This is a genomic window from Microbacterium longlingense (assembly GCF_058349825.2).
Genome location: NZ_JBYRJA020000003.1, coordinates 259848 through 278290 on the forward strand (window position 1 = coordinate 259848; position 18443 = coordinate 278290).

At 68.8% G+C, this 18443-nt stretch carries 16 protein-coding genes and 1 pseudogene; 4 read left to right on the forward strand and 13 right to left on the reverse strand.

Annotated features, from left to right (window positions below; translation table 11 throughout):
• Nucleotides 1-226: 226 nt before the first annotated feature.
• Nucleotides 227-1455: pseudogene (locus AC3RXY_RS06485) on the reverse strand (IS256 family transposase).
• A gap of 1334 nt (nt 1456-2789) precedes the next feature.
• On the opposite strand from AC3RXY_RS06485, the gene AC3RXY_RS06490 reads away from it, so the two are divergent.
• Nucleotides 2790-3113: a transposase gene (locus AC3RXY_RS06490; protein ID WP_491510078.1), complete on the forward strand. Its 324-nt coding sequence runs from the start codon at nt 2790-2792 to the stop codon at nt 3111-3113.
• Between the two features lie 284 nt (nt 3114-3397).
• Here the strand turns inward: AC3RXY_RS06490 and AC3RXY_RS06495 are convergent, their stop codons facing one another.
• Nucleotides 3398-4195, reverse strand: coding sequence for an ABC transporter ATP-binding protein (locus AC3RXY_RS06495; protein ID WP_491510079.1), 798 nt, complete (start codon nt 4193-4195; stop codon nt 3398-3400).
• A gap of 78 nt (nt 4196-4273) precedes the next feature.
• Nucleotides 4274-5227, reverse strand: a complete 954-nt coding sequence (locus AC3RXY_RS06500; protein ID WP_491510080.1) for an ABC transporter substrate-binding protein — start codon at nt 5225-5227, stop codon at nt 4274-4276.
• A gap of 40 nt (nt 5228-5267) precedes the next feature.
• On the opposite strand from AC3RXY_RS06500, the gene AC3RXY_RS06505 reads away from it, so the two are divergent.
• The 3 genes from AC3RXY_RS06505 to AC3RXY_RS06515 are packed head-to-tail and all read left to right on the forward strand — an operon-like array spanning nt 5268 to nt 8162.
• Complete coding sequence (locus AC3RXY_RS06505; RefSeq protein ID WP_491510081.1) at nt 5268-6317, forward strand: FecCD family ABC transporter permease; 1050 nt, start codon at nt 5268-5270, stop codon at nt 6315-6317.
• Nucleotides 6314-7363 carry a FecCD family ABC transporter permease gene (locus tag AC3RXY_RS06510; RefSeq protein ID WP_491510082.1) on the forward strand — a complete coding sequence of 350 codons (1050 nt, stop codon included), beginning with the start codon at nt 6314-6316 and terminating at the stop codon, nt 7361-7363. Before AC3RXY_RS06505 ends, AC3RXY_RS06510 begins: the two co-directional genes overlap by 4 nt.
• On the forward strand, nt 7356-8162 hold the full coding sequence (locus AC3RXY_RS06515; RefSeq protein ID WP_491510083.1) for a siderophore-interacting protein: 807 nt from the start codon (nt 7356-7358) through the stop codon (nt 8160-8162). The genes AC3RXY_RS06510 and AC3RXY_RS06515 overlap by 8 nt, the downstream gene beginning before the upstream one ends.
• 573 nt (nt 8163-8735) lie before the next feature.
• On the opposite strand, the gene AC3RXY_RS06520 is transcribed toward AC3RXY_RS06515, so the two are convergent.
• The 10 genes from AC3RXY_RS06520 to AC3RXY_RS06565 all read right to left on the reverse strand — a co-directional run bounded on the left by AC3RXY_RS06520 (nt 8736) and on the right by AC3RXY_RS06565 (nt 18436).
• On the reverse strand, nt 8736-9533 hold the full coding sequence (locus AC3RXY_RS06520) for an ABC transporter ATP-binding protein (protein ID WP_491510085.1): 798 nt from the start codon (nt 9531-9533) through the stop codon (nt 8736-8738).
• A gap of 23 nt (nt 9534-9556) precedes the next feature.
• On the reverse strand, nt 9557-10624 hold the full coding sequence (locus AC3RXY_RS06525; RefSeq protein WP_491510086.1) for a FecCD family ABC transporter permease: 1068 nt from the start codon (nt 10622-10624) through the stop codon (nt 9557-9559).
• A complete protein-coding gene (locus tag AC3RXY_RS06530) occupies nt 10621-11679 on the reverse strand; it encodes a FecCD family ABC transporter permease (RefSeq protein ID WP_491510087.1) in 1059 nt (352 codons plus the stop codon). Before AC3RXY_RS06530 ends, AC3RXY_RS06525 begins: the two co-directional genes overlap by 4 nt.
• Nucleotides 11680-11730: 51 nt before the next feature.
• Nucleotides 11731-12762, reverse strand: coding sequence for an ABC transporter substrate-binding protein (locus tag AC3RXY_RS06535; RefSeq protein ID WP_491510088.1), 1032 nt, complete (start codon nt 12760-12762; stop codon nt 11731-11733).
• A 122-nt stretch (nt 12763-12884) separates the two neighbouring features.
• On the reverse strand, nt 12885-13664 hold the full coding sequence (locus AC3RXY_RS06540) for a helix-turn-helix domain-containing protein (RefSeq protein ID WP_498224495.1): 780 nt from the start codon (nt 13662-13664) through the stop codon (nt 12885-12887).
• Nucleotides 13665-13786: 122 nt separating this feature from the next.
• Complete coding sequence (locus AC3RXY_RS06545) at nt 13787-14497, reverse strand: DUF1361 domain-containing protein (RefSeq protein WP_491510090.1); 711 nt, start codon at nt 14495-14497, stop codon at nt 13787-13789.
• A 3-nt stretch (nt 14498-14500) separates the two neighbouring features.
• A complete protein-coding gene (locus AC3RXY_RS06550) occupies nt 14501-15298 on the reverse strand; it encodes a tyrosine-protein phosphatase (protein WP_491510091.1) in 798 nt (265 codons plus the stop codon).
• Nucleotides 15299-15387: 89 nt separating this feature from the next.
• A complete protein-coding gene (locus tag AC3RXY_RS06555) occupies nt 15388-16419 on the reverse strand; it encodes an alpha/beta hydrolase (RefSeq protein ID WP_491510092.1) in 1032 nt (343 codons plus the stop codon).
• Nucleotides 16416-17111 (reverse strand): DUF998 domain-containing protein, encoded by a 696-nt coding sequence (locus AC3RXY_RS06560; protein WP_491510093.1) that lies wholly within the window; start codon nt 17109-17111, stop codon nt 16416-16418. Before AC3RXY_RS06560 ends, AC3RXY_RS06555 begins: the two co-directional genes overlap by 4 nt.
• A complete protein-coding gene (locus tag AC3RXY_RS06565) occupies nt 17108-18436 on the reverse strand; it encodes an MFS transporter (RefSeq protein WP_491510094.1) in 1329 nt (442 codons plus the stop codon). The genes AC3RXY_RS06560 and AC3RXY_RS06565 overlap by 4 nt, the downstream gene beginning before the upstream one ends.
• Between the last annotated feature and the right edge of the window lie 7 nt (nt 18437-18443).

Consider the following 18443-nt stretch of genomic DNA (forward strand, 5'->3'; position numbering starts at 1 on the left):
TCAGAACTCCACCCCCTGCCTAGGGACATGCCTCGGGATCCGAGCGGGCGCTGGCAGCTCACCCGGCATGCCCTCGCCGCCCGTGGCGAAGAGGCGGTCCTCAGAACGGCGGGCTGGCAGCCGGGCGGGTGCGCGCGCACGGCAGGTGCCGCACGAGTTCCCTGACGGCGGTCTGTCCAATAACAGTGTGGGGGTCCGGTGGTTTTCAATGAGTGGTTCTCACGAACTATCCGGCGAAGGTGATCGCGAACGCGTTGAGAGCGGGCTTCCACCTGATCGTCCAGGGGCCCGGCCGTTGCCGGTGGGGTCAAGCGACCGGGTTACGAGCCAGAGGCACTTCGACGCGGCAGCCTCGTTACGGAAGTTTCCGCGGGTACGGACAGCGCGCGGATACCGGCATTGATCGACGCGATCGCTTTGGTCGTGCAGATCACCTTTCGGATCTCGATGTCGTACTCGAGGAACGGCAAAAACTCTGCCAACGCGTTCTCCCACAACGGCACGATCGCTGGATACCTGCCACCCCATCCCGCCGCGAACTCGACGAACCGGTCCTTCGCGGCGGCTTCCGGCGGCACTGTGTAGACAGGACGCAAGGACTTCACCATCGCGTCGGGGGGCTGCCTGCCCGCGTAACGGAAGCTGTTGCGGATCCGGTGCACGACGCACTGCTGCACGACTGTCCGCTCCCACGTGGTGTTGATCGCCTCCGGGGAGCCCCTGCAGTCCGTCGCAGACCGCGATGAGTACGTCCTCGACACCACGGTTCTTCAGCTCGGTGAACACCTGCAACCGGAATCGTGCGCCCTCCGCGCCGTGGCCGACCTAAATCCCGAGGATGTCGCGTTCCCCGTTCACGGTCACGCCCATCACGACACGGAACGGGGTGTTGCGGACTTGACCGTCGCGGACCTTCACAACGATCGCGTCGACGAAGATCACCCGGTAGATCGCGTCCAGCGGCCGCGAGAACCACTCCGCGAGCTCACCGGCGACCTTCTCCGTGCTCAGACTGACGGTGTCTTTGGTGACCTTCGCGCGATACACCTCGTCGAAATGCGCGACGCATCTCACCGGTCCTCAGCCCGCGAGCGGTCAACGACAGCACGATCTGATCGATCCCGTCCCGACGGCGCTTGCACTTCGGGACAATCACCGGTTCGAACGACCCGTCACGATCCCGCGGAACCTCGATCTCGACCGGTTCGATCTCGGTGAGCACGGTCTTCGTCCGCGTCCCGTTTCGCATGTTCGCCGCCGCCGGCGTTCCACCCTGCTCGTGACCGAGGTGCTCGGTCGACTCGACGTTCAACGCCGTCTCGAGAACGCTCTTCGTGAGCTGGTTTAACAGTCCTCCCGGCCGACCACGCTCGCCCCCTGCTCCGTCGCCTGCGCGACCAACCGCTCCGCGAGGGTCTTCTGATCACTGATCTTCCCGGTCACGGGATCGATCATCGCGTCTTCCCACAGCTCGGTCGTGTCAGCCACAGCCGTCTCCTTTCGCATCAGGCCGAACCCCACACACCCTTATTCAGACAGCCGGTAGGGTGGCGGCGAAGAGCGTGCGGAATCGATAGTCGTCGAAAGTCGCGCGAGAATGTGATATTTGACGATCCTCACCTTTTCCTCGATTGAGCGCGATGTCCCCCATTTGACCTACAGACAGCGGCTCACTTTGTCCTCTAGCCTGACACTTGTCGGTCGCGATTGGTGTGACCGAACAGCAGCTAAAGAGCAAGAACAATCGGAGGAGTAGTCGATGAATAGGTTCATGAAGCGGTTGTCCGGCGCCGGCGCGGGCGCGGTACTGGTGCTCGCGTTCACCATGCCGCTCGCCGGAGCAACAACCGCCAATACTGGAACGTGCACGACCTACGGTGTCAATAGTGGCAACATGTCCCCTCGGTGCATGGGCGGATCTATCACCTTCAGCTGGAAGTGCTCGTCTGACCTCTTCGGCGGGACCAACTACAAAACCTTGACCTACCCCACGACCTACTTCAGCACTCAGACGTTCAGGGCGTGCGACATCGGAAACCCGCGAGAGATCACGCACACTTGATTGTTCGCGGCGCCTTAGACGCTATTAAGGTGGCGTCCTTCTTAGCACTGGGGCCTCGATTCGCGTAAACGTGGGTTACCAGCCGCGTGGCGTGGTTGGACTATCCACGGTCGAATGGAGGCCCCAGTGATTTCCTATCGTACGAATATTGGTCTGGACGTGCACACGAGGAGTGTGAGCGCTGACGCGGTCCATGAGCGCACTGGTAACGCGTTTCAGCAGCCCTTCGGTGCCGATCCTGGCCGTGTGGTCGAGCGGGTTCGGTCGCCCGAGTGGTGCACGAGGACGGCCCGACCGGGTACACGCTCGCACGCGGATTCTCCGCTGCGTGGATCGAGGGTCTGATCGCGCTTCCCTCGAAGCTCCAGCGTTTCTCGGCGACCGGGTGAACACCGGTCATAGAGATACTCTGCAGCTGGCCAGGTTGCTGCGCCTGGACGGGATCGTTACGGTTCGTATCCCCACGATCGAGAAGGAAGCAGCACGCGACCTACTGCGGGTACGTGAGGACTATCGTGTGGATCTGATGAGTGCGCGACACCGGCGCTCGAAATCTCGGCTCCGCCACGGGCACCTCTAGGAACAGGGATGAGCGTGGACTGCAACCCACGATTCCTGGCTGCGCGCGATCGCACTCCCCAATCAGCGCGCCCATGCCGCGTTCGAGCCCGCTTATGAGACGGTCGCGCAGATCGCGGCCCGCAGAGACCGGCTGGACGCGCGGATCGTGCAGATCGCCCGAGGTTCGACCTTCACGCCGGTGGTGGATCGGTTGGCCTGCCTGCGCGGGGTCTCGGACCTGACCGGGCTTGATCTCGCGGTCGAGATCGGCGGCTGGCACCGATTTACCGGAGCCTCGATCGGAGAGCTTCTCGGGCTGGCCCCTTCGGGGTACTCGTCCGGGCAGTCGCGTTCGCAGAGCGAGATCACCAAGACCGGAATCAAGCATGCGCGCAGACTCCTGATTGAAGCGGCCGGGCATCATCGCCGCGACTACGACCCTGCAGGGCCGGTGCCTCTACGGGGCGGATGGGAACGCGCGAGCCAGTAGGCGCGTCTGCGCGGGCAGGCTGGAAACGAACGCCTACCCCGTCAATGATCTCGGTTCATCGCAAGACGGAAGAGAAACACCGTCGCGAATGCACGATCTCCCCTGTTCGCTCATCGATCGCCGCCGCGACCGTGCTGCGAGCGTGCACATCCAGACCGACACTCGTACGCTCTGTAGTCTCTGGGGCCTCCCTCATATACGTGACTCGGCGAGCCGGAAGCTCCCGGCTCGCAACCCAGGGTCTATGCGATCGGGAGCCTCAACAGAGATCGCGGACACACGCCCTAGCCGAGCCGTGCCTGGCGCCGGACCACCATCGGGGTGCCGGTGACGGGATCGGGTGTTACCACCGCGTCGATGCCGAAGACGTCGCCTACGCGGTCTGCCGTGATGAGCTCGGACGGAGTTCCGGTGGCGACCACGCACCCCTCTTTCATGAGCACGAGGTTGTCCGCGTACCGTGCCGCTTGATTGAGGTCGTGCAGCACCGCGATGACGGTCTTGCCCTGCACGTTGAGATCCCGCAGCAGGTCGAGCAGCTCGTACTGGTGTGCGATGTCGAGGAAGGTCGTCGGTTCGTCGAGCAGCATCACCGGGGTCTGCTGGGCGAGCAGAAGCGCGACCCAGACGCGCTGCCGCTGCCCGCCGGAGAGCTGATCCACGTAGCGCTCAGCGAGGTCGGTGGTGTTCGTCGCGGCGAGAGCCTCGCGCGTGGCGGTGTCGTCGGCGGACGTCCAGCGCTGCAGTGCGGAGTGGTGGGGATACCTGCCACGGGAGACCAGGTCGGCGACGCGCATCCCCTCGGGAGCGATGGCGTCCTGCGGCAGGAGTCCCATCCTGCGGGCGAGCTCCTTGGAGCCGTACTCGCTGAGCGCGCGGCCGTCGAACAGCACGTCACCGGATTCGGGTTGCAGCACGCGGGCGAGGGTACGCAGCACCGTGGACTTGCCCGAGGCGTTCGGCCCGAGGATCACGGTGAACGACCCCGCCGGCAGCGCCAGATCGACGCCGTCGACGACGACCCTGCCGTCGTAGGCGACGACGAGTCCACGGGCTTCGAGTGCCGGGTGCGGCGTGGTCATTGTTCCTCCGGGTGTTCGAATCGCCCGAATGGTCCCGTATCCCGGTGGGAGGGAACCATTCGAGCGATCCGAAGGGGGTCAGCCGAGCAGGTCCTCGACCTGGTCGATCACCAGGTTCGCACCGATCACGCCGATGCCCACCATCCAGGTGTCGTCCTCCACCTCGAAAGCCTTGCCGCCGGCGGGGCCGGGCTGGGCGCCCCACAGTCCGGTGATCCGCTCCTGCGTGGTCGCGGTGGGGTCTCCGCCGGGGCTCATGTAGAACACGACATCGCCGTCGATCTGCTCGTAGAGCTCGGGGCTGAGCTCCATCATCGAGTACTCGTTCCAGTCGCGGTCTGCGCCGAGATCGAAGCCCATGTCGGTGAGCAGCGAGCCCGAGAACGTGCCGGGCCCGTACAGGCGGAAGTTGTCCGCGCGGAAGCGCACGATCGACGCGGTGGTGCCCTTGGCCTCGACCGCAGAGCCGACCTCGGCCGCACGGTCCTCGACGCCCTTGATGAGGTCGTCCATCTTGTCGCTCTGGTTCACCGCGGCGGCGGTCAGCACAGCCTGCTCGGTCCAGTTGGTCCCGGTGTCCTCCGAGAAGACGGTGGGCGCGATGGCCGACAGCTCCTCGTAGAGCGCCTCGTGCCGCACCTTCGAACCGATGATCAGGTCGGGGGCGAGGTTCGCGATCGCGTCGACGTCGGGCTCGGCGATGAAGCCGATCGACTCGGTGCCCTCGAGGTCATCGGCGAGGTAGGCGGGGAAGCCGCGTCCTGCCCCGATCTCCGGTGCGCCGACCGGAGTGATTTCCAGGGCGACCAGTGCGTCCATCTGCGGGGAGTCGAGAACGACGATCCGCTCGGGGACCGACTCGAACTCCGTCTCGCCCATCGCGTGCTCCACGGTATAGCTCGTGTCCGCGGCGGGAGCGGATTCCTCCGCTGCGGGCGTGCTCGAGCATCCGGTGGCGATCAGGGCGATCGCGGCCAGAGAGGCGACAGCGGTGGCGAGTGGACGGAAGCGCGTTCGATGAGGTCTGTTCACGTTCCACAACCCTAGCGATATTTGGTTAGGCTACCCAAATATGAATCCCGAACCCGCCGTCGTCGCGCGCCGGCGCGGCACGCTCGCGGCATCCCGCTTCCCGGCGTGGTTCGGTGGCACCCTGGTCGTGGCCCTGCTGGCGATCTCGTTGGCGTTGAGTCTCGCCGTCGGCGCGCGGTTCGTGCCCGTCGACGAGGTCGTGCGCGCCCTGTTCGGCGCGGGTGACCAGAACGTCCTGAACATCGTCGGCGAACTGCGGGTGACCCGCACCATCAATGCGGTCATCTGCGGCGTCGCGCTCGGCGCTGCCGGCGTCCTGATGCAGGCGCTCACCCGCAACCCGATCGCGGATCCGGGGATGCTGGGGGTCAGCGCCGGCGCCTCGTTCGGTGTCGTCGCCGGGATGAGCCTGCTGGGTGCCCTCGGCGTCGGGAGCACGATCTGGCTCGCGCTCGCCGGAGCGGCGCTCGCATCCGCGGTGATCTTCTGGTTCTCGGGCACCCGGTTCGCCTCGGGTTCGCCCGTGCGACTGATCCTGGCGGGGGTCGCGTTCTCGGCCATCCTGGCCGGTGCCTCCCAGGCGATCGTGCTGACCAATGAGACGGTGCTCGATGCGTTCCGGTTCTGGCGAGTCGGCTCCCTCACCGCCCGCCCCGTGGAAGAGGCGCTGCCGCTGGTCGCCTTCATCGTGGTCGGGGTGGTCCTCGCCCTGCTGCTCGGGCCCGCTCTGAACCTGATGGCACTCGGTGACGACAGCGCGATCGCCCTCGGGGTGAAGCCCGGTGTCGTGCGCGCGCTCGTGCTCGTCGCCGTCACATTGCTCTGCGGCACGGCGACCGCGATCGCCGGTCCTATCGCGTTCGTCGGTCTCGTCATCCCGCATCTGCTCCGTCGTCTCGTGGGGCCAGACCTTCGCATCGTGCTGCCGCTGTCGCTGCTCGCGGCCCCGGCGATGCTGCTTCTGGCCGACACCCTCGGCCGCGTGATCGGCGGAGGCGGCGAGGTGCAGGTCGGCATCGTCACGGCCCTGATCGGCGGTCCCCTGCTCATCGCCTTCGTGGTCGGCAAGCGGACGGCGGGGATCTCATGAGCCTGCGCACCGTCGCGCTGACGTCCGACGACCGCGTTCTCCGCGGAGAGCGCTGGTCGTTCCGGTTCAGCCATCGCACGGCCCTCGTGTGCGGCATCCTCTCCAGCGCTCTGCTGGTGCTGCTGGTCGCCGCGCTCATGATCGGGGAGTACGTCGTCACCCCGGCCGCATTGATCGAGACGCTGCTCGGACGCCCGCCGGAGAGACTCGACGGCTTCTTCGTGCTCGGACGCCGCCTGCCGCGAAGCCTCGTCGCGATCGTCGTCGGTGCGAGCCTGGCCGTCGCCGGGGCAGTGTTCCAGAGCCTGACCCGCAACCCGCTCGCGAGCCCCGACGTGATCGGCATCAGCAGTGGCGCCTCGGTCGGCGCGGTGGTCGTGATGCTCGTGCTCGGCGGATCCCTGGCGCAGGCCGCGCTCGGAGCGGTCATCGGTTCCCTCGTCATCGCGGGCGTGATCGTGCTGTTCACCGCGCGTTCCGGGCTCCACGGCGTGCAGTTGATCCTCACCGGTGTCGCGTTGTCGGCCACCGCCATGGCCGTGGTCGACTATGTGCTGACCCAGGTGTTCGTCGCGAGCGCGACCACGGCGCAGACCTGGCTGATCGGCTCGCTGCAGGGCCGCGGATGGGGTGACCTGCTTCCGGCATTGATCGCGTTGCTCCTGATCATCCCGCTCCTCGTCTGGGCGGCACCGGCTGCGCAGATGATGGCACTCGGCGACAGTGTCTCGACTGCGCTGGGCGTGCGTACCGTGCGTGCACGATGGGTCCTGCTCGCCGCCGCCACGCTGCTCGTGGCGGTCGCCGTCGCCACGGCCGGGCCGATCTCGTTCGTCGCGCTGATCGCCCCGCACATCGCCCGGCGTCTGACGGGTGCGACGAGCTTCCTCGCCTCGGGGCTCGTGGGGGCGCTGCTGCTGCTCACCAGCGACCTGCTCGCGCAGAACATCTTCCCGGCGCCGATCCCGGTCGGAGTCGTCACCATCACCGTGGGCGGCGCATTCTTCCTGTGGCTGCTCTGGAGAGAGGGGGCTCGGCGTGGCTGAGCACAGCATCCATCGCGTCCGTCCGCCCCAGCGCCCTCGCCGTTCCGGAGCTCGCGTCTTCGCCGCCCGCGTCACGGCTGTGCGCGATCTCACCCCGCACATGCGGAGACTCACCATCTCCGCGACGGAGTTCGCCGACTACGCGCCCGCGGGGCCGGACGAGTATCTCGGCCTGCTGCTGCCCCGCGACGAGAGCGTTCCGCTCGTGCTGCCCGCGAACGACGGGACGGAGAACATCCGCGCGGCTGTCGCGGACATCCCCGTCGAGGAGCGGCCGGATCTGCGCTGGTACACACTGCGCAACCACCGCCCCGACCGTCGCGAGATCGACATCGACTTCGTCGTGCACGGTGACGAGGGCCCGGGGACTCGATTCGCCGGCCGAGCACGGGTGGGCTCGGTTCTCGGCATCCGCGAGTGCACGGCGCTGTATGCGCCCCTGCCCGAGACGCGCGCGCGGGTGATCATCGGGGACGAGTCTTCCCTGCCCGCGATCGCGCGCATCCTCGAGGCGACGGAGGCCCCGGAGACCCACGTCTTCATCGAGATCGCGGATGCGGCGGAGAGACAGGATCTCGCGGGCCCTGTCACCTGGGTCGAGCGCCGGGGTGAGTTGCCCGGTGCCCGACTGCAGGAGGCGGTGCGGGCCGCTGAGCTTCCCGAGGTGATCGACTACGCGTGGGTGTGCGGAGAGCGACTCGCGGTGCAGGAACTACGCCGTCACCTGGTCGCCCGTGGCGTCTCGAAAGACCGCATCACGTTCTCGGGATACTGGCGGGTCGGCGAAGCACGGGGCTGATCCGCGATCAGGCTCTGGTCCGTGACCAGATGATACGCACGCTCCGGCGCGGCCGACCTCTGCGTGATCCGTCATACCCACGCGAGCCTCCACCCTGCGCACGCGCCCTGCCGGTGAAACGCAGACACGGCTTGTGAAAGGCCTCCGCGCGTGTCGTCGAGGACCTCCGCGGACGGCAACGTGAATCGCGCTGGGTTTCGTTCCGTTCTTCAAGCAGGGATGGAACCGATGAATCAGAAGTCCCCGCCCGAGATGCGCGAGCGTGCACTGCGGGTGCTCGACGAGGTCAAGCCCGAGCACCAGAACCTCATGGTCGTCGGCGGAACGTCGCGGAGACGCGCGACCGTCGTCACGCGCGCCCTCTGGGAGCCGACGAAAGCGTCGATGACTCCGGCGGAGGTGATTCTTGTGATCATGGGCGTGCCCCTGAACAGCCAGATCAGGGCACGAGATCCGCCCCATCCCGGGGATCTGTCCACTCGCCCTTCATGCAGACGTGAGCCCGCCGACGGGGCCTCGTGGTCACCCCTCGCACACATTCCATCATCATCTCGATACAAGCAACGGCCGGATCTACGTCGCCGCGGACCCCAGCGGCACCACCAGGGGCGTCCCGGCCGCCGGATCGGGAACCACCATGCACTCGAGCCCGAAGACCTCGCGCACGAGCTCGACCGTGACGATGTCGCGCGGCGCGCCCTCGGTCACGACGCGGCCGTCCTTCATCGCGATCAGGTGGGTCGCGTAGCGGGCAGCGTGGTTGAGGTCGTGCAGCACGGCGACGAGCGTGCGCCCCGAGCAGTGCAGCCGCCGGAACAGCTCCAGGAGCTCGATCTGATGGGCGATGTCGAGGAAGGTCGTCGGCTCGTCGAGCAGCAGGATCGGCGTCTCCTGAGCCAGCGCCATTGCCACCCACACGCGCTGGCGCTGCCCGCCCGACAGCTCGTCGACCAGGCGCGTCGACAGCTCGGTGGTGCCCGTGGCGGCGAGCGCGGCCGCCACGGCCCGCGCGTCATCCGCCGACCACTGCCGGATGATGCCCTGGTGCGGGTATCGCCCGCGCGAAACGAGGTCGGCCACGACGATGCCGTCGGGCGCGAGCGAGGTCTGCGGCAGCAGGCCGACCTCGCGCGCGAAGGCCTTCGCCGGCATCGACTGGATCGCGCGGCCGTCGAGCACGACCGTGCCCGACACCGGGCGCAGCAGGCGGGCGAGGCCGCGCAGGAGCGTCGACTTGCCGCACGCGTTGGGGCCGACGATCACCGTGAACGAGCCGTCGGGGATCTCGACGTCCAGCCGTTCGGAGATGACGCGGTGGTCGTATCCGATCGTCACGTCGTCGGCGTGCAAGCGGGATGCTGCGGCGGGCATGAGGGGTGCGCCTTCCTGTCGTGTCATCGGCGTCTGGTCTCCCGGACGAGAAGCCAGACGAAGTAGAACCCGCCGACCGAGACCGTGATGATGCCGACCGGCAGCTGCAGCGGGGCGAACAGGCGCTGGGCGATGAAGTCGCTCATGACGAGCAGCAGCGCGCCCATCGCGCCGGCGGCGACCACGCCGACGCCGGCCGACCGCGTGAGACGCCGGGCGATCTGGGGCGCCACGAGCGCGATGAACGCGATGGGACCGGCGGACGCCGTCACGAGCGCGATGAGGGCGATGCCCGTGACGATCGCCACCAGTCGGGCGCTCGTCAGATGCGCGCCGAGGGAGCCGGCCGCGTCGTCGCCGAGCTCGAGCACGCGCAGCGCGGGCGACAGCGCCAGGGCGGGGACGAGAAGCACGGCCAGCACGATCAGCACCGGCACCAGGGTGTCGGCCGTGAGCCCGTTGAGCGAGCCGCTGCCCCACACCGCGGCGGTGAGCTGCTGCTCGGGCGTCGCCTTGAGCATCAGATAGGTGTTGAGCGCGCCGAGCATGGCCGAGACACCGATCCCGACGATGATCAGCCGGAACCCCTGCACCCCGCGTCGGTACGCGAGGACGAACACCACGAACGCGGTGACGACGCCGCCCACGAGGGCCCCCGCGGCCACGGCCAGGTATCCCCCGCCCGTCACGAGCATCACGACCAGCGCGCCGGTGTACGAGCCGGACGAGAAGCCGATGATGTCGGGCGAGCCGAGCGGATTGCGCGTGAGCGACTGGAAGACCGCCCCGCTCATGCCCAGGGCGATGCCGAACAGCGCGGCGAGCAGCGCCCGCGGCATCCGCCACTCCCGCACGACCAGCACCGTGCCGTCGTCGGCGGTGCCGAGGAGCCCGCCCACGACATCGCCGAGCGGGATGTCGTAGGTTCCGGTCGAGATCGACACCACGATCCCGGCCGCCGTCAGCGCCATGACCGCGAGCGTGACGAGCACGCCGCGCAGCGACACGTTCCACGACCAGCGGGCGCGCCGGGCGGACAGCATCCGATGACCGAAGTCGACCTCGACGGGACCCGCGGCGCGCGCGCTCACAGCGAGCTCACCTTCTTGCGCCGGGCAAGCGCCACGAGCACCGGGGCGCCGACGAAGGCCGTGATGATGCCCACCTCGAGCTCCTGGGGCGCGAGCAGCAGGCGGCCGAGCACGTCGGACGCCAGGAGCAGCAGCGCGGCGCCGACCGCGGAGAACGGGATGATCCAGCGCTGATCGGGACCGGTGAACCAGCGCACCACGTGCGGGACCATGAGCCCGACGAAGCCGATCGGCCCGGTGGCCGCCGTCGCGGCCCCCGCGAGGAGGGTGACCGCGATGATCACGAGGATGCGCGTGCGTATGACGTTCGCGCCCAGCGAGCGGGCCACGTCGTCGCCGAGGGAGATCGCGTTGAGCGGCCGCCCGGAGACGAGACCGATGAGCAGGCCGATCGCGATCGGCAGAGCCACGGTCGCCACGGTCGCCCAGCCGCGGCCGGCGAGCGAGCCGGCGCTCCACCGCAGCAGATCCTCGAAGCGGTCGGGGTTGAGCATCGTGATGCCCGAGGTGATGCCGCCGAGGAGCGCCCCCAGGGCCACGCCGACGAGCGTGAGGCGCACCGGGGTCGCGCCGATCGAGCCCAGCGATCCGAGGGCGTAGACCAGCAGGGTCACCACGATCGCCCCGCCGAACGCGAACCAGAGGTACTGCGACAACGCCGTCATCCCGAAGAACGCCACCCCGATGACGACGGCGAAGCTCGCCCCCGCGCCGACGCCGAGGATGCCGGTGTCGGCCAGCGGGTTGCGGGTGAGCGCCTGGATCAGCGCCCCGGCGACGCCGAGCGCGCCTCCCACCACGAGGGCCAGCACCGCGCGCGGCAGCCGCATCTCGTGGACGATGTAGGAGGTCTCGCCGCCGTCGGGGTGCCAGAGCGCCCGCCAGACCTCCGCGAAGCCGATGCCGCGCGCGCCGACCCACAGGCTCACCAGGAAAACCGCGACCAGCAGCACCACGGCGACGAGCAGGAACAGCGCGCGCGTGGCGACCACGCGCGACGGCTGCTTCTGCCCGGTCGCGGCGACCGTGGGCGCGACGGTGTCGTTCAACGGCATCGGGTCAGGTCTCCGGCATCCTGTGCATCGGCCCGCACGTCGGCAGGGACCTCAGCCCCGGGCGTCGAGCGCGGCGCGGACCTGCGCGAGCAGCGCCTCGAGATCGTCGAGGTTCTGGAGCGCCCACCCGTACGAGCCGGTCGGCGCCATCGGGATGTAGTCGAAGACGAGGCCGTTCTCGACGGCGGGCAGGTTCTGCCAGATCGTGTTCTTCTCCAGCGACTCCCCCACCTCGTCGTTGGGAGCCAGGGCGAGGATCACGTCGGCGTTCGAGAGGCGGTCGAGGCTCTCGTAGGAGAACCAGTTCGGGAATCTCGCCTCGTTCACCTCGTCGTCCTGCTGCTCCCGGAAGGTCGCGCCGAGGTCGCGGAGGATCGGCGTCGAGAAGTGCGTGTCCGCGTACGTGCCCCACTCCTCCGCGAACGGCACGAACACCGTGAACGCCTGACTGTCGAGCACGTCGGCGTACTCCGCCGCGATCGCGTCGCGGCGCTGGTCGTAGGCCTCGGCCAGCGGCTGGAGCTCGGCCTCCTTGCCGAGGATCTCCGCAAGCTCGACAGCGCGCGTGCGCCAGCTCTCCCCGTCGCGCGCCTCGAAGGTGAGGATCGGGGCGAGCTTCTCCAGCTCCGCCCGCAGCGGATCGTCGAGGGGCAGGAAGTCGCTGGTGGCGAGGATGAGATCGGGCTTGGCCTGGGCGACCGCTTCGAGATTGAGCTCGTAGTACTCGCCGATCGACTGGGCTCCTCCCTCAGCCACGGCCGACTGGTACTCCTCGGGGATCGCAGCCCCCTCGGTGAAGTAGCTGTTGACCACGCCCACCGGCTCGATGCCGAGGTCGATCAGCGCCGCGGGGGTGTAGAAGTCGACCGAGACGATGCGCTCGATGGTGTCGGGGAGCTCGACCGGGCCGAACGCGCTCTCGTGGACGCGGGGCCCGGCGGGGGCGGCGGCGCCCGCGTCGGCGTCGCCGCCCGCGTCGGGCGCGCTGCACGCGGCGAGGGAGAGCGCGAGGACGGAGGCGGTCAGGATGCCGGCGAGGCGGCGCATCCTGCTGGTCGAGGGCGCGGAGGTGAGCGGGGACATGGGACTCCTGTGATCGCAGCGGATGCCGGGCGCAGCACCGCGAAGGCTCGGTAAGGGTTGCCTGACCTAAGCTAGTCAAGAGGGCATGCCGCCGGAGGAACCAGTTGTACCGGTTTCGGTACTCAGGAGTCCGCCCCGCCACCCCTGCCCTGTCGCGCGTACTCCGCGGGAGTCTGCCCCGTGAGTGCCCGGAAGTGGTCGATGAAGGTGCTGGGATTGCGGTAACCGATCGTGCGGGAAACAGACACGATCGAGCGTCCGTGACCGAGCTCCTGGATCGCGAGCTGGAGCCGCGCGAGGATCCGCCACTGCGTGAGCGTGATACCGGTCTCCGCCTCGAACTGCCGCGCCAGCGTGCGCGCGTGCACGCCGCACTCGTACGCCCAGCCGGCCGTGGTGCGGTCGTCGGCGGGATCGGCGAGGATCGCGCTGGCCACCATGTGCAGATGTGGGCTGTGCGGCATCCGCAGCTCGAAGGACTCGTGCGGCGCGGGCACCAGCAGGTCGAGGATCACGCGCTGCAGTCGCAGCCGGGCGCTCTCGTCGGCCAGGGCGCCCTCCAGGTTGTGCTCGAGGAGCACGCGGAGCGGCTCGGTCATCGCGACCCCGGTCACCGTGCGCGGCATCGCCGGGAGGTTGGCCGCGGCCACGGTGAAGTAGGTCGCCCGCACGCGCGCCCCGCGCTCGGCCGACGCGGTGTGCGGAACGCCGGCGGGGATCCACACGGCCAGCGCCGGCGGAATCGCCCACGTGCGGTTCTCGGCCTCGAGCCGCGCCATTCCCTCGAGCGACCACAGCAGCTCGTGCTCGGGATGCACGTCGTCTGGCCAGGTCTGCGGCTCGTCGACGTCGTAGACGAGCGTCGTGAGCAGGTAGCCGGGCGGGACGCGCTCACCGGCCATCGCGCGCCGCCTCTCCCGTGGGGCGCCGGTGATCGAGGGCGCACCGGTGATCGAGGGCACGCCATATCCGGAAGGGGGGCCGCGCAGTCACCCGACCAGGGTACCGAGCCCCCGGCATCCGCTCACCCGGCTCGCATGGCCTCCGCCATCACCATCACCTCGAGCATCGGAACCACCGTGACGAGGTAGATGAGCGCCAGGAAGATCGCGTATGTCAGGGCGAAGCCGATCGCGGCGAGGAGATTGCCGCGCTCCGCGAAGTGCGCCCGCACCTTGCGGAGAAAGGACAGCGGATGCCGGACATCCCAGCTGTTGAGCCGCAGATAGCGGCCGAGATACATCCCGACGCCGAGCAACAGCATCACCATGCCGACCGCGGTGAGAACGAGCGGCCGCAACAGGCTCGCCACCGTGTCGTCGTAGATCGCGGTCGCCGCCAGCAACTGGACGAAGAACACGTTGAGCACGGTGTTGACCACGCCCGACATCGCCAGGGAGATCACGAGGATGATGTCGTACCAGAGGGGCACGGGGTCGTCCTCGTTGCGGTGCGACTGATTGAGCTCTGTGATGAGATAGCTCGCGTTCGGAAGCATGAGAAGCCACAGGATCCCCGCGATGCCGATCACCACGAACCCGATGGGGAGAGAGAAGCCCAGCAGCGCAGGGCTCGCGAGCATCACGCCGATGACGATCAGGATCGGCACGACCGACAGCCAGATGTTCCAGAGCATCGGCCGGTACAGCCGGGTGCCGTACACCCAGGAGCGCAGCAGGACCAGGAGCGTCGCGTAGACGTTGAGCGCTATCGCGCCGAGGAAGAGGCTGTGCACGGTTCAGGCCACGAGGCGGGAACGCAGCGCAGCGAGCTCGCCTTCGGAGAGGCCCCCTGCCGCGAGGTAGCCAGCCGTGTTGCCGTACTGCTCGTCGATCCACCCCAGGGCCTCCCCCATCGCGTCGGCAGGGGTGCGCATGACGAGGTCTTCCAGCTCCGGGGTGACCGGCAGTCCGAGCGAGGTGATCATGCCCATCATCCGCTCGGCCCAGGCTCCGGCGAGGTTCGCTTCGGAGGCCACGTAGTCTGCGACGATCGCGTCGCGCTCTGCGCCGACGGCGTCGAGCACGAGCGCGGTGGCGACACCGGTGCGGTCCTTGCCCGCCGTGCAGTGCACAAGCACGGCCGTCGGCTCGGTGTCATCCGAGGCGGAGACGAGACGCGCGACGCGCGCGAAGGCCGCTGCGCCGGCCGTCAGCATCGAGACATAGAGCTGTCCGAGCGTCGGGAGCGCGGCGAGCGCCACCGCGATACGCTCCGGGCTCGGTCGGTCTCCGCCGATCAGCTCCCCCGCCATGTCCGCCACCGAACCCGCGAGGATCGAGAGATCGACGGTCCGGAACGGACGCGTGTTCGGCAGCCGATCCGGCGCCATCTGCCGCTCGGCCGGGGTACGGAAGTCCACCACGACACCGATCGGGCTGTCGGCCAGTGCCTGGAGCCCGCGCTCGGTGATCGGGGCGAGAGCGTCGGAGCGGAACAGCACGCCTGGCCGGGTCTGCCCGCCCCCTCTGATCAGGGTGCCGCCGGTGTCCCGGAAGTTGACCAGACCATCGATCTCGACTGCTGTGGGCGGCATGATCACGAGGGTAGCAATCATGCCTGTTCCCGCGCCCCGAATCCCTGGCCGGGTCGGCAGGACCGGAGCCCCGCAGGCCCCCGAGCGTCTCAGCCGGCGGTCCGGTGCGCTCCGGCAGGTGCGTCATCACCGAGCCGCGCCACCTCCGACGCCCACAGCCGATGCGCGAGATCTCCCGCCGCGGAGGAAACGGGCATCCCCAGCGACTCGTGGGTCTGCGCGATGAAGCGCACCGCAGCGACCGGAACCCCCGCCGCAGCCAGCGCCCGCGCGTAGGCCTCTCCGTCGCCCCGAAGCGGGTCGAGCTCCGCGGTGAAGATGACCGCGGGCGGCAGGTCCGCGTGCGACGAAGCGAGCAACGGCGAGGCGTAGGGGTCGCGGGCGTTGCGGCGGGCACGGCCGACGTACTGCCTCACGAGCATACGACCCACCTTCGCCAGGATCGTGTGCGGCACGCCACGCCCCATCCCGCCGGCGTCGGCATGGCCGATCGTGAGGTCCAGCGCCGGGTTCTCCAGGATCTGCATCCGGATCGGACGCCGCGCGCGATCGCGGTTCATCAGGGTCACCGCCGCTGCGAGGTTGCCCCCGGAGGACGCACCGCCGACCGCGATGCGTTCGGAGGAGCCGCCCAGGTCGGTCGCGTGAGCGCACACCCACTCGAACGCCGCCCAGCACTGCTCCGGCTGCACGGGGAAGCGCTGTTCTGGCGCATGGGCGTAGTCCGGCGCGACGATGATCACGCCGGCGTCCTGGGCGCGCCGGCGCAGCCGGGCGTCCCACGCGATCCAGTCGATGCCGCCGAGCGTGAAGCCGCCGCCGTAGTAATAGACGAGCACGGGGAGCCCGGCGCCGACCGCCGTCTGCTCCGCTCCCGGCCAGTAGACGCGCACGCGCACATCGGGAGCGCCGGAGACGGGAACGACGTGGTCGGCGGTCGCCGTCGCGGGCGGACGAACGCCGAGGGCCTGCTGGATCCGGTCGTCGTTCTGCTGGGCGATCCGGCGCCGGCCCGCAGCGGCTTTGGGCTCACGGGCCTTCAGAGGAGCCGTGGTCCGCTCGAAAGCGGTGACGGCGGGGTCGACGCGCGGCTGCCGCCAGCGCCCACGCGAACGGCTCACGAGGCCTCCCGCCCTCGTCGAAGCAACAGCACGCCCGCCGTGAGCTGCCAGAGGACGAAGGTGTACACGGCACCTCTCTCCCACACGCCGTCCGGCAGCACGACGTGCATGGTCAGCAGGATCGCGCTCACGAATCCCAGCGCTCCGAGGATCGGCCCCACCCGGCGCAGGACGGTCGTCCCGGCGATGCCGGAGAGAGCGCGGCCGGATGCGATCGCCGCGAGGTTTCCGCCACCGATCGCGCAGACCGCCCCCAGGGCGTGGATCGCGATCAATCCGTTCTCGACGTTGGTCGGCGAGCCCGGCACCAGACCCACGAACACGATGCCCACCGCATGCACGATGCCCGCGGCGAGGAGCACCCGCCGCGCCGCGCCGCGCCGCAGGTGCGGTGCCAGCACGATCAGGCCGAGGAGGAACAGCAGCCCGGTGCCGATGAAGCCCGCATTCATCACCTGCGGGATCTCGGATGCCAGCACGCGTCCGTCCATATCGGTATGCTCGGCCACACCGAGGTCGCTGATGTAGAAGGCGGCGTAGGAGTAGCCGTGGAATGCTCCGGCCGTCACCGCCTCGCACAGCAGATACCACAGCGGTGCGATCACCCACAGCATGCCGGTGATGTATCGCGCCCCTGTGGTGCTCACGCCCACCGGCGCATCCGATCCTGTCATCACGCTGTCTCGCGTCATCGCACTCCCTTGATCTTCAACACCGATATGCCGGCCAATACCGCCATCACGAAGGCTGCAACGTAGAGCGCGACGAAATTCTGCCCGGTCGGCGAGCCGATGTGCGTGAGCACGTAACCGAAGACCGGCACGACGATACCGGGGAGCAGATATGCGAGCGCGACGATGCCGAGGTCCTTCCCTGCTTCGGTGACCGACGGCAGGCACTCGGTCATGAGCGCGACGTCTGCCGAGATGTACGCACCCTGCCCCGCTCCCACGAGCGCGATCCCGACGAGGAAGATCGGGATGCCGGGCGTCGCGACGGCGATGAGCAGTCCGGCGGCGCTGAGAAGCGCGCCGAAGACCACGCTCGGCTTGCGTCTTCCTGTGCGGTCGGAGATCACGCCGAAGAGGAAAGCGAACCCGAGATTGCAGACCGTGAACACCAGCGTCGCCTGGGTCTGCACCGCGGCGATCGAGGCCGCGTCATCGATCGCGAAGCGTCCCGCGATCGTGAGGTAGAGGTAGCTCGTGACCGTGACGATCGACGCCGTCATGAGAAAACGGCAGACCCACGCCCACGCGAAATCCGGATAGCGCCGCGGGCTCAGCCAGAACGTGCTGATGAGAGCGCGCAGATCGAACGGCTCCGGGGCGTCGGTGCGATGCAGATCGCGCAGCGTCAGGAACAGCGTCAAGGACAGCAAGACGGCGATGACGCCCGGCACGAGGAACATCGCCGCCTGGCCAGCCGACGCCAGTTGACCGGTGACCGTCGTGCCCAGGAGGATGCCCACGGTCGCCGCCGCACCGGTGACCGCAGACATGATCGCCCGGATGCGACGACGGATCTGGTCGGCGAACAGGCTGTGCTGCGCCATCGCGACAGCTCCCCAGCCGATGTAGTTGAGTACGACGCCGATCCACAGCCACCCCGGCGACGGCGCGACAGCGAGGGCGAGGTAGCCGAGCAGAGCGATGATCGATCCCAGCAGGATCCACGGCCGGCGTAGGCCGAACCGCGACCGGGAGCGATCGCTGAGACGACCGAAGATGGGCGTTACCACCAGCGTCGCGAAGCCGCCGATGGTGAGGATCGTGCTGAGGTTGGCGGAGGCCGTCGCCGGGTCCCATTCTCTGAGCAGCTGCGGCACGGCGACGGCCGTGACGCCTTGCGCGACGCCGGTCGCGCCCCACGCGAGCGCGAAGCACACCCAGAAGGCCCGGCTCTGCCGTTCCCCCGGCACCGTCTCGGCGACGGCGAGGGCGCCGGTCTTGGTGAGGTCTACCGGGGTCTCCCCGCTGGGCTCTGGCGGTGCGGCGACATCTTCGTGCGGGGACATGAGACTC